At 69.1% G+C, this 14141-nt stretch carries 12 protein-coding genes and 1 riboswitch; of the genes, 6 read left to right on the forward strand and 6 right to left on the reverse strand.

The genetic code is table 11. The features are described from left to right. Positions 1-138: 138 nt before the first annotated feature. The 3 genes from OSC27_RS05725 to OSC27_RS05735 form a co-directional block, all read right to left on the reverse strand. Positions 139-1425 (reverse strand): O-acetylhomoserine aminocarboxypropyltransferase/cysteine synthase family protein, encoded by a 1287-nt coding sequence (locus tag OSC27_RS05725; RefSeq protein WP_267180496.1) that lies wholly within the window; start codon positions 1423-1425, stop codon positions 139-141. A gap of 87 nt (positions 1426-1512) precedes the next feature. Further along, positions 1513-2613 carry a fatty acid desaturase family protein gene (locus OSC27_RS05730; protein WP_267180497.1) on the reverse strand — a complete coding sequence of 367 codons (1101 nt, stop codon included), beginning with the start codon at positions 2611-2613 and terminating at the stop codon, positions 1513-1515. Positions 2614-2725: 112 nt separating this feature from the next. After that, on the reverse strand, positions 2726-4483 hold the full coding sequence (locus OSC27_RS05735; protein ID WP_267180498.1) for a dolichyl-phosphate-mannose--protein mannosyltransferase: 1758 nt from the start codon (positions 4481-4483) through the stop codon (positions 2726-2728). 40 nt (positions 4484-4523) lie between these two features. On the opposite strand from OSC27_RS05735, the gene rsmI reads away from it, so the two are divergent. After that, the gene (gene rsmI, locus OSC27_RS05740) at positions 4524-5342 is read left to right on the forward strand and encodes a 16S rRNA (cytidine(1402)-2'-O)-methyltransferase (protein WP_267180499.1); all 819 of its coding nucleotides are present in this window, start codon (positions 4524-4526) and stop codon (positions 5340-5342) included. 97 nt (positions 5343-5439) lie between these two features. On the opposite strand, the gene OSC27_RS05745 is transcribed toward rsmI, so the two are convergent. Both OSC27_RS05745 and OSC27_RS05750 read right to left on the reverse strand, forming a co-directional pair. Further along, the gene (locus OSC27_RS05745; protein ID WP_267180500.1) at positions 5440-6318 is read right to left on the reverse strand and encodes an aldo/keto reductase; all 879 of its coding nucleotides are present in this window, start codon (positions 6316-6318) and stop codon (positions 5440-5442) included. Positions 6319-6331: 13 nt separating this feature from the next. Next, on the reverse strand, positions 6332-6622 hold the full coding sequence (locus OSC27_RS05750; RefSeq protein ID WP_267180501.1) for a CBU_0592 family membrane protein: 291 nt from the start codon (positions 6620-6622) through the stop codon (positions 6332-6334). Beyond that, positions 6603-6674: riboswitch (guanidine-III (ykkC-III) riboswitch) on the reverse strand. (Overlaps the previous gene by 20 nt.) Positions 6675-7087: 413 nt before the next feature. Between OSC27_RS05750 and OSC27_RS05755 the strand changes: the two genes are divergently transcribed. The 4 genes from OSC27_RS05755 (at position 7088) to rsmA (ending at position 11219) form a co-directional block, all read left to right on the forward strand. Further along, entirely contained in the window at positions 7088-7585 is a 498-nt protein-coding gene (locus OSC27_RS05755) for a DoxX family protein (protein WP_267180502.1), read from the forward strand. Positions 7586-7775: 190 nt separating this feature from the next. Continuing rightward, positions 7776-9356, forward strand: coding sequence for a methionine--tRNA ligase (gene metG / locus OSC27_RS05760; protein ID WP_267180503.1), 1581 nt, complete (start codon positions 7776-7778; stop codon positions 9354-9356). Positions 9357-9367: 11 nt separating this feature from the next. Further along, the gene (locus OSC27_RS05765) at positions 9368-10300 is read left to right on the forward strand and encodes a TatD family hydrolase (RefSeq protein ID WP_267181144.1); all 933 of its coding nucleotides are present in this window, start codon (positions 9368-9370) and stop codon (positions 10298-10300) included. Between the two features lie 70 nt (positions 10301-10370). Further along, the gene (gene rsmA / locus OSC27_RS05770; protein WP_267181145.1) at positions 10371-11219 is read left to right on the forward strand and encodes a 16S rRNA (adenine(1518)-N(6)/adenine(1519)-N(6))-dimethyltransferase RsmA; all 849 of its coding nucleotides are present in this window, start codon (positions 10371-10373) and stop codon (positions 11217-11219) included. Positions 11220-11435: 216 nt separating this feature from the next. Here the strand turns inward: rsmA and OSC27_RS05775 are convergent, their stop codons facing one another. Beyond that, positions 11436-12815: an LLM class flavin-dependent oxidoreductase gene (locus tag OSC27_RS05775; protein ID WP_267180504.1), complete on the reverse strand. Its 1380-nt coding sequence runs from the start codon at positions 12813-12815 to the stop codon at positions 11436-11438. Between the two features lie 113 nt (positions 12816-12928). Between OSC27_RS05775 and OSC27_RS05780 the strand changes: the two genes are divergently transcribed. Continuing rightward, positions 12929-13870: a 4-(cytidine 5'-diphospho)-2-C-methyl-D-erythritol kinase gene (locus tag OSC27_RS05780; protein ID WP_267180505.1), complete on the forward strand. Its 942-nt coding sequence runs from the start codon at positions 12929-12931 to the stop codon at positions 13868-13870. Positions 13871-14141 lie beyond the last annotated feature (271 nt).

A 14141-nucleotide genomic window follows, 5' to 3' on the forward strand; every position in this document is an offset into this window, starting at 1 on the left:
GCCAGCGGCGAGCTCGCCGGAACCTGGCAGCTCAGCCCGTTGGCGAGGTGCGTCGTGACGAGGTCGGTGTCGGCCGCCGCGCCTGCGGCGGCGGTTGCGTCTTCGGCCTGCGTGGTGCTCATGAGTGCCCTCCCGTGCCTAGGCACTCGCCTGCGCGAGCGCCTGATCGAGATCGTAGATGATGTCGTCGGCGTCTTCGATGCCGACGCTGATGCGCACCACACCTGGCAGCACCCCGGCGTCGTGCAGCTGCTGCTCGTTCAGCTGCGCGTGCGTGGTGGAGGCGGGGTGGATCACGAGGGTCTTGGCGTCGCCGATGTTCGCGAGGTGGCTGGCCAGGTTGACGGACTCGATGAATGTCTGGCCTGCGGCGCGGCCACCCTTGACGACGAAGCTGAACACCGAGCCCGGCCCCTTGGGCAGGTACTTCAGTGCACGGTCGTGATGCGGATGCGAGGGCAGGCCCGCCCAGTAGACGTGCTCGATGCGCGGGTCTGCGTCGAGCCACTCGGCGACGGCCCGCGCGTTGTCGACGTGCGCCTGCACCCGGAACGGCAGGGTCTCGACACCCTGCGCGAGCAGGAACGCCGAGTGCGGCGCAAGCGCGGGGCCGATGTCGCGCAGCTGCTCGGCGCGCAGCCGCGTGAGGAACGCGTACTCGCCGAAGTTGCCCGACCACTCGAGGCCGCCATAGGTGGGCACGGGCTCGGAGAACAGCGGGAACCGCTCGCTGTCCCACTCGAACCGGCCGGACTCCACGACGATGCCGCCGAGCGCGGTGCCGTGCCCACCGAGGAATTTGGTGGCCGAGTGCACGGCGATATCCGCGCCCCATTCGAACGGGCGGTTCAGGTAGGGCGTCGCGATGGTGGAGTCGATGATGAGAGGGATGCCGGCGGCGTGCGCCACCTCGGCGAGTGCCTCGATATCGGCGATCTCGCCGGAGGGATTCGCGATGGTCTCGGCGAAGATGAACTTGGTCTTGTCGGTGATGGCTGCCGCGTAGTCCTCGGCGTTCGAGGAGGGCACGAACGTGGTGTCGACCCCGAAGCGGCGCAGCGTGACGTCGAGCTGGGTGATTGAACCGCCGTAGAGGTTGGCCGAGGCGACGATATGGTCGCCGGCGCCGGCCAGGGATGCGAACGTGATGTACTGCGCGGCGAGCCCGGATGCCGTCGCGACGGCTCCGAGGCCGCCCTCAAGGCTGGCGACGCGCTCCTCGAAGCTCGCCACGGTCGGGTTCGAGAGACGGGAGTAGACGTTGCCGTACTTCTGCAGCGCGAAGCGGGCAGCGGCATCCGCTGTGTCGTCGAAGACGAATGCACTCGACGGGTAGATGGGCAGGGCGCGAGAGCCCGTCACCTGGTCGGGAATGTTGCCTGCGTGAATCGCACGCGTGCGGAAGCCGTATTCGCGATCTGCCATGCGCTCAACGCTACCGTTCGCCGCTCGCCGCCCGGCCCGACCGCGTAACACGCGGCAACGCGGGTGCGGGTTGTGCCGCAGCGTTCCTCAGCGGTGGTGGAACTGGGCGACCATCGGGCACTCGAACGGGTCGCGGGCGGCGAGGCCCACTCGGTTCAGGTACTCGACGACGATGCGGTACGAGTTCACGAGGCCCGTCTCGGTGTATTCGATGTCGTGCGTCTTGCAGTACTCGCGCACGATCTCCTGCGCGCGCCGCAGGTGCGGCCTCGGCATGTTGGGGAACAGGTGGTGCTCGACCTGGTAGTTGAGGCCGCCCATGAAGATATCCATGACGAAGCCACCGCGAATGTTGCGCGAGGTCAGCACCTGACGACGCAGGAAGTCGACCTTGCTGTCGCGCGGCAGGATCGGCATTCCCTTGTGGTTGGGCGCGAAGGTCGAGCCCATGTAGAGGCCGAAGACGGCCATCTGCACACCGATGAACGCGAACGCCATGCCCAGCGGCAGGAAGTAGAAGATGACCGCGAGATAACCGATGATTCGGATGCTGAGCAGCGTGATCTCCAGGCCGCGACGATCCACCTTGCCCCGCCCGAAGACGGTGCGGAACGCGTGCAGGTGCAGGTTCACGCCCTCGCCGAGGAGTGCCGGGAAGAAGAGGTAGCCCTGTCGACGCGCGAGGAACGCGGAGATGCCCGTCAGCTTCTCGGCGTGCTCCTTCTGGAAGACGATGAAGTCGGGGTCGATGTCGGGGTCGAGGCCGGCCGTGTTCGGCTTGCCGTGATGCCTCGAATGCTTGTTCATCCACCACGAGTAGCTGATGCCCACCACGAGGTCGGCCAGGTAGCGGCCGGCCCGGTCGTTGGCCTTGCCCGATTCGAACACCTGCCGATGCGACGCCTCGTGGGCGAGGAACGCGAACTGGGTGAGGATGATGCCGAGGGCGCCCGCCATGAGCAGCTGGAACCAACTGTCGCCCAGCAGGGTGAAGCCGGTGACGACGCCGCCGAGCGCCACAGCGAGCGCGGCGAACATGATCCAGTAATAGGCGCGCCGGCGGCGCAGCAGCCCAAGGTTTCGCACGGTGTGCAGCAGGCCCGAGTAATCCGTCGTCGGATTCTTGCCGTTGCCGCCGGGGCGAGTCTTGACGATACGGACGGACGGAGCGGGCACGGTAGCCGACATGAGTCCTCCTTTGGTGTGGACTTCTCAGCCGGGTGAAACGAGCAATGCGCCCTGGGTGATGCAGATGAGCCTCACGCTACGCGCACGGGCTGAGAATGCGCTGACGCCGCGCCTACCGCCAACCGGGGATCCAGATGTGCAGCTGCCAGTACCAGAACGGAATCTGCTCGCCGGTCCACAGCGGCCAGAAGAAGGCGCTGACCACGGTCACGAAGAACAGGAAGACGGCGACCAGCCACAGGCCGCGCTGGCGGCGCCAGCGCGCATCCGCTCGACTGCCCAGGATAAGCGCGATGACGGCGGCGATGCCGAGAACCATGTACGGCTCGTACGCGATGGTGTAGAACTCGAAGATCGTGCGGTTGATGTACAGCAGCCACGGCAGGTAGCCCGCGCCGAACCCCATGAGAATGGCGCCGACCTGCCATTCCCGGAAGCGGATGAGCCGGTACACCAGGTACACGGCGCATGCGGTGCCCGCCCACCAGATGAGGGGGTTGCCCATTCCGGTGATGGCCGAGGAGCAGTCGCTCGCGGTGCAGCCGGCCTGTCCGGCGCTCGTGCCCAGGTAGTACATGCTCGTCGGGCGCAGCATGAGCAGCCACTCGAACGGGTTCGATTGATACGGATGCGGCACATGCAGGTTGATGCTGTAGTTGTACATGGCCGTCTGGTAGTGCCAGAGGTTCTGGAACCAGAGCGGCACCCAGTCGAGCAGGCCCGACCAGCGCGTGCCCTCGGTCTCGGCCCAGTGCCGGTAGAAGCCGCCCGAGGTGGCGAGCCAGCCCGCCCACGTGGACATGTAGGTGACGAGGGCGAGCGGCACCATGATGAGGAACGTCGCCGGCCCCTGCTTGAGCACGGCTGCGCTGGTGAAGAACGGCAGGCCGAGGCGGCGGCGCGCGACCGCGTCGACGACCACGGTGTAAACCGCGAAGAACGCCAGGAAGTACAGGCCGGACCACTTGACGCCGCTGCACAGCCCGAGAAGCAGCGCCGCCGCCAGCAGCCACGGCCGCCACCAGAGGGTCGGGCCCCAGTCGACCGTGCGGCCAGCCGCTCTCGCCGCCGCGACCCGCGTCTCGAGCCGGCGCGTGAACCAGGTGCGGTCGGCGAGAATCGCCCAGAATGCCAGCAACGCCAGGAACATGACCGAGTTGTCGAGCAGCGCCACCCGGCTCATGACGATGGCATGCCCATCGACCGCCATAAGAAAGCCCGCGATGGTGGCCACGAGCGTCGAGCGGAACAGCCGGCGGGCCACGAGCGTGACCACCAGCACCGCGAGGATGCCGACGAGAGCTGTGCTGATGCGCCAGCCCACGCTGTCGCTCGCGCCGAAGACGGCGAGACCGAGCGCGATGATCCACTTGCCGAACGGGGGATGCGCCACGAACTCCGGCGCCGAGCTGAAGATGTCGGTGTTGCCGGCGTTGAAGCTCGTGTCGGCCTTGTCTGGCCAGCTCGCCTCGTAGCCGAAGTGCAGCAGCGTGTACGAATCCTTCACGTAGAAGGTCTCGTCGAACACGAGCGCGTGCGGGTTGCCGAGATCCCACAGCCGCAGCACGGCGGCCAGCAGGGTCACCGCGAGTGGCGCACCCCAGTACCAGAGGCGCCAGCGTGTGGGCGTGCCGACGGCGCGTGCCCACCAGGCGTCGAGGCGGGTGCCGCGGGGGTCGCCGGGCGAGAGGGACTGGGGGCGGGGTGTCGCCGTGACGGCCGGCGGTGTGGCGCCGGGCGCATCCGCTGGGCCTGTCCGGCGTACGCTGTCGGTGCCGTGCGCATCGGCAGTGCCTGCCCGGCTCACGCCGCCGGTGCCGTGCGCCGTGCCGACGACGTCGTCGAAGTCGGGCGTCGGCGGCGTGCTCACGCTGCCCATGTTAGTGAGCGCGGGCTGCGAGACTGGGAGCATGATCATCCTGGCCGCGACACCCATAGGCAATCTGAAGGATGCCTCGGCCCGCCTCGTCGACGCGCTGAGCGTCGCCGAGACGGTCGCCGCGGAGGATACGCGGGTCGCCCAGCGACTGATGGCGGGTCTTGGCATCACCAACCGCCCCCGACTGATCGCCCTGCACGACCACAATGAGCGTGAGAAGGCGGCCGATCTCGTGGAGCTCGCACGCGATGCCGACCTGCTCGTGCTGAGCGACGCGGGCATGCCGACCGTCTCTGACCCGGGGTTCCACCTGGTCGAGGCTGCGGCCGCGGCGGGCGTCACCGTGACGGCGCTGCCTGGGCCTTCGGCCGTGCTGACGGCGCTCGCCGTGGCGGGCATGCCGACCGACCGATTCACGTTCGAGGGGTTCCTGCCGCGCAAGCCGGGTGATCGGGTGGCTCTGCTGCGGCGTCTCGCCGATGAGCAGCGCACCATGGTGTTCTTCGAGTCGCCGAACCGGCTCGCGGCGGGGCTCGCCGACATCGCCTCCGTGTTCGGCGCCGAGCGACGCGTGGTGGTGTGCCGCGAACTGACGAAGCTGCACGAGGAGGTGCGGCGCGGCAGCGCGGCCGAGCTGGCCGCCTGGGCCGCCGAGGGCGTGCGCGGCGAGATCTGCGTGGTGGTGGCCGGGGCGCCCGCGCGCGACGCCGACCCGGCCGACGCGCTCGCGCAGGTTCTCGCGCTCGTCGCCGACGGGGTTCGACTGAAGGATGCGTCGGCCGAGGTCGCCGACGCCACCGGGCTGTCCCGGCGTGAGCTGTATCAGGCGGCGCTGGCTGCGCGTCGCTGAGCGCTACGCGGCAGCGCTGTGAGCGCTGTGAGCCCTGTGAACGCGCGACGCTCTCGGGGGCGGATGTGCGCGGGCAGCGCGCATCCGCTACCCGTCGCTACGCGGCCTCGGTCGCGGGCGACGCGGAGAGGTACGCGATGGTCTCGCTCGAGAGAACGAGGTCGGCCGCCTTCGCCGAATCGGTGATGCTCTCGGGGCGGCTCGCTCCCGGGATCGGGATGATGAGGTGCGTGAGGCTGAGCTCCCAGGCGAGGGCAACCTGCTGCGGGCTCACCCCGTGCTCGTTCGCGACCTCGGTGAACGCCTGGCCCGCGCCGCCGAGGGTGTCGGAGCCGCGGATGCCGCCGAGCGGGCTCCACGGCAGGAAGTTCAGGCCGAGCTCGATGCACAGCTCGAGTTCTGGACCGCTCGCGCGGTGCGACGGCGAGAACTGGTTCTGCGCCGAGACGAGGGAGCTGCCGAGCAGCTCGTGCGCCTGCCGAATCTGGTGCACGTCGGCGTTCGAGATGCCGACCATGCGTGCCACGCCGTCGTCGATGAGCTGGCGAAGGGCGCCGAGCGACTCCTCGTACGGCACCTCGGGGTCTGGCCGGTGGAACTGGTACAGGCCGATGCTGTCGACGCCCAGCCGGGCCGCGGACTCGCGCGCCGCCTTCGCCAGGTACTCGGGTGAACCATTGCGCTGCCACGGCCCGTCGTCCACGTGGATCAGCCCGCCTTTGGTCGCCACCAGAACGTGACCGGTGTCGCCGCCGTACGACTTCAGTGCCTCGGCGATGAGCAGCTCGTTGTGGCCCTGCCCGTCGGCGTCGAGCGTGTAGGCGTCGGCCGTATCGATGAAGGTGACGCCGGCGTCGAGCGCCGCGTGAATGGTGGCGATCGACGTGTCGTGATCCTTGCGGCCCTGGACCGACATGGGCATGCCGCCGAGGCCGATCGCGCTGACAGTGTGGTTTCCGAGGGAGCGATGCTTCATGCCTCGACCCTAGTCACGAGTCACGCCGCGCGCTGTGCAGCCAGCGCCCGCGCAGCACGGCGATGAGGCTCACGGCCGACACGATCGCCCACACGCCCTCCAGCAGCAGGAACCCCCACTGCACCTCGATCACGGCCTGCACAGCGAGGACCGTGCTGCCGACCGTGTTGAGTACGAGGTACCAGAGCGACTTCTGATCGAGAACACCCCACTGCGCGAGCGCGAACCCGGCGAGCACGAGAAGCGACCCGACGACCTGCACGACCTGACCCATGACGACCTCCGTTGCATCGTCTTGTCGCACTGCCGGGTACGATGCGCTCGTCCGGGGAGCGCCCGAGTGGTCGGAGCCCCACGCGGCATCCTATGCTCTGCCGTTCATCAGGAGGAATCCGGCGGCACGCCGCGTAGCCAGCGTGGGGTGACGGCGTGTCGGGCGATTTCTCCTGCTGAGTGACAGGGACAGCAGTGCGCGACGGGCGGCGGCCGGGGCGGGGCGGTGGGCGTCTCACGGCGGCGGCCGGGCGCGGGCGGTGGGCGGCTCGCGGGGCACGACGGGCGCGGACGGTGGGCAGTGCGCGACGGGCGGCGTGTGGCACGCATCCGCTCGCACGCCTACCGTGGGCCTCGAGCGCGTTGAGTGGCGCCACCCCGCGAGCGCAGCGGGGTGCCACTTCGCGAGAGCGCAACGCCGGGGCGCGCAACGGCACGAGAGCGCAACGGCACGAGAGCGCAACGCACGAGATCTCAACCGTATGAAGGAGTGAGGATGGGCACGGGAAGGCTGGCTCTGCGACTCGTCGTCGGCGGGCTGTTCATGGGGCACGGGCTGCAGAAGCTCAAGGGCTGGTTCGGCGGCCCGGGGCTCGAGGGCACCGAATCGATGATGGAGTCGATGGACATGAAACCCGCGCGCGCGAACGCCATCGCAGTGGGCGTCGCCGAGACCGCGGGCGGCGCGCTGATCGCCGCAGGCCTCGCCACACCCGTCGCCGCCGCCACGGTGATCGGCGTGATGACGACCGCGGTGCGCAAGGTGCACCTGAAGAACGGGCTGTGGAACGGCAACGGCGGCTACGAGTTCAACCTGCTCATGGGCGTCGCCGCGCTGTCGCTCGCCGAAGACGGCCCGGGCAAGTACTCGCTCGACGCCGCCCGCGGCCACGTGCACAAGGGCCGCCTGTGGGGACTGTTCGCCATGGTCGGCGGGGTGGCCGGCTCCATGGCCATGGTGGCCATGGGTCGCCGCGGTTGGGGCCAAAAGTAGTCAGGCCGCCGGCAAGCAGCCCGGCAGGCAGCCGACAAGCAGCAGGCAGACAGCCGACAGGCAGGCCGGCAAGCAGCCGGCAGGCAGCCGACAGGCAGACCGGCAAGCAGCAGGCAGGCAGCCCGGCAGGCGAGAGGGCAGCCACGACGGCGAATCGGATGCGCGTGGCGCGACCTTTAGGATAGGTCGCATGCGCGACGGCTCGTCCTTCTTCATCACCACCCCCATCTTCTACGTGAACGACGTGCCGCACATCGGCCACGCATACACCGAGGTGGCGGCAGATGTGCTCGCGCGCTGGCACCGCCAGTCGGGCGACGACACGTGGCTGCTCACGGGCACCGACGAGCACGGCCAGAAGATCCTGCGCACCGCCACGGCCAACGGCACGACGCCGAAGGAGTGGGCCGACAAGCTCGTGGCCGAGGCCTGGCAGCCGCTGCTCGAGACCGTCGACATCGCGAACGACGACTTCATTCGCACCACCGATCCGCGCCACGAAGAGAACGTGCAGAAGTTCCTGCAGCGCCTCTACGACGCCGGCCACATCTACGCCGGCGAGTACGAGGCGCTGTACTGCGTCGGCTGCGAGGAGTTCAAGCCCTCAAGCGAGACGCTCGATGGCACCGGCGAGTACGAGGGCCAGAAGGTGTGTGCCATCCACTCGAAGCCGCTCGAGCTGCTGCAGGAGAAGAACTACTTCTTCCGCATGAGCGACTTCGCCGACCGCCTGCTCGCGCTCTACGAGAGCCGTCCCGAGTTCGTGCAGCCGGAGTCGGTGCGCAACGAGGTCGTCTCGTTCGTGCGCCAGGGCCTCAGCGATCTCTCGATCTCGCGCTCCAGCTTCGACTGGGGCATCAAGGTGCCGTGGGATGAGTCGCACGTCGTCTACGTGTGGTTCGACGCCCTGCTCAACTACATCACCGCCATCGGCTACGGCCAGGATGAGGCCGAGTTCGACCGCCGCTGGCCCGGCACCCACATCGTGGGCAAGGACATCGTGCGCTTCCATGCCGTCATCTGGCCCGCCATGCTCATGGCCGCCGGGCTCGAGGTGCCGGAGGCGGTGTTCGGCCACGGCTGGCTGCTGGTGGGCGGCGAGAAGATGTCGAAGTCGAAGCTCACGGGCATCGCGCCCACGCAGATCACCGACACGTTCGGCTCAGACGCGTTCCGCTACTACTTCATGCGCGCCATTAACTTCGGCCAGGACGGCTCCTTCAGCTGGGAGGATCTCGCCGCCCGCTACCAGGCCGAACTCGCCAACGGCTTCGGCAACCTTGCCTCGCGCGTCATCGCGATGGTCACGAAGTACTTCGACGGCGTCGTGCCGGCCGCTGGGGAGCCGGGTGCGGCCAAGCGCGCCGTGCAGAAAGTGGTGGCGGATGCCGCAACGCACGCCGACGCCGCGATCGACTCGTTCGCGGTGCACGACGCGCTCGCCGCGATCTGGCGCATCGTCGACGAGCTGAACGGCTACATCACCGCCCAGGAGCCGTGGGTGCTGGCGAAGGATGAGGCGAGCCGCGAGCGGCTCGGCACCGTTCTTTACACGGCGGCCGAAGGCCTGCGCGCCCTCGCCGTGCTGCTGAGCCCCGTCATTCCGGTCGCCACGACGAAGCTGTGGGCCGCGCTGGGCGCCGAGGAGGCGCTCGGCGCTCTTCAGGCGCAGCCGCTGCGCGAGGCGGGCCGCTGGGGTCAGTTGCCGCCGGGCACTCGGGTGTCGGCGCTCGCCGCCCTGTTCCCGCGCATCGAGAACGTGAGTGAGTGACGGTGACCGAGATGAGCGAGGCGCAGCACGCCCGGCACCGAGCCGAAGAGGAGCAGAGCGGGTACCCGCCGATCCCCGAGGCGCTCGTCGTGCCCGTGTACGACAACCACACGCACATCGACCCGCCAGCAGGTGAGGCGCGCCTGGCCGAGCCGCTCGACTACCGCGAACAGCTCGACCGCGCGTCGAGCGTGGGCGTGCGCGGGGTGGTTCAGGTCGGCACCGACGTCGCCTCGTCGACGTGGTCGGCCGAGACGGCCGCGATCGAGCCGCGCATGCTGGCGGCCGTGGCCATCCACCCCAATGATGCGCCCGAGCTCGACGTGCGCGGCGAGCTCGACGACGCGCTCGCGGAGATCGCCGAGCTCGCGACCCGCCCACGCGTGCGTGCCGTGGGCGAGACCGGGCTCGACTTCTTCCGCACCGAGGAGCCCGGCCGCGCGGCGCAGCTGCGCTCGTTCGAGGCGCACATCGAGATGGCGAAGCAGAACGATCTGGCCCTGCAGATTCACGACCGGGACGCGCACGACGACGTCATTGCAACCCTGAAGCGCGTCGGCGCGCCTGAGCGAACCGTGTTCCACTGCTTCTCCGGCGGCGCCGAGCTGGCCGAGCTGTGCGCGGACAACGGCTGGTACATGTCGTTCGCGGGCACCGTGACGTTCAAGAACGCGTCGGCGCTGCGTGAGGCGCTTGCGGTGGCACCCCGCTCGCTTCTGCTCATCGAGACGGATGCGCCATACCTCACCCCGACCCCTCACCGCGGGCGGCCCAACGCGCCGTACCTGATCCCGCACACGCTGCGGGCGATGGCGGCGAGCCTCGGCACCGAGGCGTCGATGCTCGCGGCGCAGATCTCGTCGAACACCGAGCAGGTGTACGGGCGGTGGGATGCCGAGCCGGTGAGCGCGCCGCCCGCCGAGCCGAGCGGGGCGGTGGCGTGAGCGTTCGCGCGAGCGGGCGCGCAGCCGGCCGCGCCGAGTGCGATCGCTCCGGCTCGCACCGGACGCCGCGATGAAGCTGCTCGGGCCGGCGGAGATTCGCGACCTCGCTGACCTGCTGAATCTGACGCCCACGAAGAAGCTGGGCCAGAACTTCGTGATGGATGCGAACACCGTGCGCCGCATCGTGCGGGTGGCCGGGGTCGAGCCTGGCGACACGGTGCTGGAGGTCGGGCCGGGACTCGGCTCGCTCACGCTGGGACTGCTCGAGGCGGCCGCATCCGTCGTGGCGGTGGAGATCGACGGCAGGCTCGCCGAGCAGCTGCCGGTGACGGTTGGCCAGCTCGCCGGCGTCGAGGATGCCGCGCGGCTGACCGTCGTGCATGCGGACGCGCTGCGGGTCACGCAGCTGCCCGCCGAGCCGATGCGCCTGGTGGCGAACCTGCCGTACAACGTGTCGGTGCCCGTGCTGCTGCACCTGCTCGAGCACGTCGATTCGATTCGCTCAGGCGTGGTCATGGTGCAGGCCGAGGTCGGCGTGCGGCTGGCGGCCGGGCCGGGGTCGAAGGCGTACGGATCGCCGAGCGTGAAGGCCGCATGGTACGGCGAATGGCGTACGGCGGGTCAGGTGAGCAGGCAGGTGTTCTGGCCGGTGCCGAACGTGGATTCGATCCTCGTCGCCTTCGAGCGGCACGCCGCCCAGCCGGGCGACGAGGCGCTGCGGCGGCGCACGTTCGAGATCGTCGACGCTGCGTTCGGCCAGCGGCGCAAGATGCTGCGGCAGGCGCTCGCGGGTGTGTTCGGGGATGCGGCAGCGGCATCCGCTGTTCTTCAGGCGGCGGGTGTTGAGCCGACGAAACGCGGCGAGCAGCTGGTGCTCGCCGACTTCGTGGCGATCGCGCGAACCCCTCACGCGGGCTGAGGAGGCCGCATCGCGGCCGTGTCGCGCGGGTTGAGGAGGCCGTATCGCGGCCGTCTCGAAACCCGGCTGCCCCCACTGCGGCACGTGCGGCTATTCAGGAAGAATCCTGCGAAACGCCGTCGCCGCACGCTGCGGTGACGGCGTGCCGCGCGAATCCTCCTGCTGAAGCGCACATGGGTGAGGTGCACGCCAAACGGAAGAGCCGCGTCACCCTCCCTACAGGTTCGCCCCGCCGCGGTACCTCGCCCCCGGATGCGTCTCGGGCAGCCGCGTGTGGCCCGCGCCGAACAGCCGCTCGCGCAGGGTCGCGTGCTCGTACCGCGTGCGGTAGAGGCCGCGCCGCTGCAACTCGGGCACGACGTACTCCACGAAGTCCTCGGCGCTGCCCGGCGTCAGGAACTGCCGCAGGTTGAACCCGTCGAGGTCGGTCTCGCGCACCCAGCGCTCCACCGCATCCGCAACATCGTTCGGCGAGCCCGCGACATAGAACGGGTTCGTGTCGAAGCGGGTGAGCTTGTCGAGCGCGTCGCCCACCGTTGCGTCAGGCGGGTAGCGGCGGCTGCGAGCAGAGTTGTCGCGGCCGGCGACCGCCTCGGCGGCCAGAATGTCGGCGATCACCGCATCCCTCGGATACGCCGCGAGGTCGATGCCACCGCCGCCCGCATGGGCAAGATACCCCTCGGCCGACGACAGCCTGCGGTACTCATCTGCCTTCGCCTGCGCGCTCTCGCGATCCTTGTCGACGATGATCACGGCGCTTGCGAACGTCTTGATGTTCTGCCCGCCACGCCCGTTCTCATCGGCCAGGCGACGGATGTCCGCGACGTTGTCGCGGTACTGCTCGAGCGTCGACCCGCCCACGAACACGGCCTCGGCGTGCTTTGCGGCGAACGCCTTGCCCGCCGGGCTGCTGCCGGCTTGGAACAGCACCGGAGTGCGCTGCGTCGACGGCTCGGTCAGATGTGGGCCGGCGACACGGTAGTGCTCGCCGCGGTGGTTGATGTAGCGCACCTTGGCGGGGTCGGTGTAGACACGGTGCTCGCGGTCCTGCAGCACGGCGTCGTCGTCCCACGAGCCCTCCCACAGCTTGTACAGCACGTCGAGGTACTCATCGGCGATGGCGTAGCGGTCGTCGTGAGCGATCTCATCGTCGAGGCCGAAGTTGCGGGCCGCATTCGGCAGGTACGACGTGACGATGTTCCAGCCGAAGCGGCCCTTGGTGAGGTGGTCGAGGGTGGAGGCGCGACGCGCGAAGGCGAACGGCGGCTCGTACGTTGTCGAGAACGTGGCAGCGAATCCGAGGTTCGTGGTGACGGCCGCCATCGCGGGGATCACGAGCAGCGGGTCGTTGCTCGGAATCTGCACGGCCTCGCGCACGGCCGTTTCGGGGCCGGCGCGGTATCCGTCATACGCGCCGATCACGTCGGCAAGGAAGACAGCGTCGAACAGGCCTTCCTCGAGCAGCTTCGCTTCCTCGATCCAGAAGTCGAGGTCGTTGAAGCGGTGCCGGTTGTTCTCAGGGTGCACCCACAGCCCGTGCGAGATGTGCCCCACCGTGTTCATCTCGAACAGGTTGAACGAGATCTGCTTCGTCATCGCTTCTCCTTCTCAGCCGAGTTCATCATCGCGAGCCGGGAGCCCCGGCCGCGAATCGTGTTGCGAATTGTGCAGAAGCATGACGCCCGGCGACGCTGCGTTAGGTTGGAGGAATGATTCAGGGGGGCGAGGGCGAGCCGGTGCACGTTCGCGCGCCCGCGAAGATCAACGTCTTCCTCAGCGTCGGCGCCGTCATGGGCGACGGCTACCACCGGGTGTCCACGGCGTATCAGGCCGTCTCGCTCTATGAAGACCTGCGCGCCTGGAACTCCGACGACTTCACCGTCTCGTTCACCGGCTCGGTCGACACCTCCCAGCTGGCCACCGACAACTCGAACCTGGCCATCAGGGCAGCGCGACTCCTCGCCCAGCATGCTGGCTACCAGGGCGGTGCGCGACTCGAGGTCGTCAAGCGCGTGCCCATCGCCGGTGGCATGGGAGGAGGGTCAGCGGATGCCGCAGCCGCCCTCGTCGCCTGTGACGCCCTCTGGGGGCTCGGCCTCGGTCGCGACGAGTTGCTCGCACTCGGGGCTCGCCTCGGCGCCGACGTGCCGTTCGCCCTCGTCGGCGGCACGGCCATTGGCACGGGGCGCGGCGACGAGCTCTCGCCCGCCCTCGCCAAGGGGCAGTATCACTGGGTTCTCGTGCTGGCCGAGAAGGGCATGAGCACGCCGGATGTGTACCGCGAACTCGACCGGCACCGCGAGCGGCATGCCGACGACATCATGCCGGCCGATCCGATGCCCGGCATCGACGCGGACGTGCTGCAGGCCCTTCGCGCGGGCGAGCCGGCGATGCTCGCCGAGGTGCTCTCTAACGACTTACAGGCGCCGGCCATCCACCTGAATCCGCAGCTCGGTGACGTGATCGAGCTCGGGGAGAAGAACGGGGCGCTCGCCGGCTTCGTCTCCGGCTCAGGGCCCACGGTGGCGTTTCTCGCGGCGGATCTCGACAGCGCGCTCGACCTTCAGATCGCGCTCAGTGCGGCCCGGCTGACGGCGGTGCGGGCGAGCGGCCCGGTGCACGGCGCCCGCGTCGTGAGCAGCGATCGCTAGACGCATCGAGTCGGGCTGAATCGCGGGTTCAAGCCGCGTAGAACCCGCAGAACGCCCCGAGCCGCTTTGACTCCTCGCCAGCGATCGGTGTTGCGTGAGCGTAGCCCCCCCGATCGGGTGTCCGCTTAAAGGGGGACACCCCGTGAACGCAACGATCCGAGGTCTCGTGTGCGGGGGTGAGTCGTTCATCTTCGAGAGCGAATCCACACGAGGTGAGTCAGGTCTTGGGCAAGCGTTCCGGGGTGTGGTTCTCACCGTACAGACTGCGGGG

Origin of the sequence: Microbacterium sp. STN6, from assembly GCF_026410545.1 — a bacterium.
GTDB lineage: Bacteria > Actinomycetota > Actinomycetes > Actinomycetales > Microbacteriaceae > Root112D2.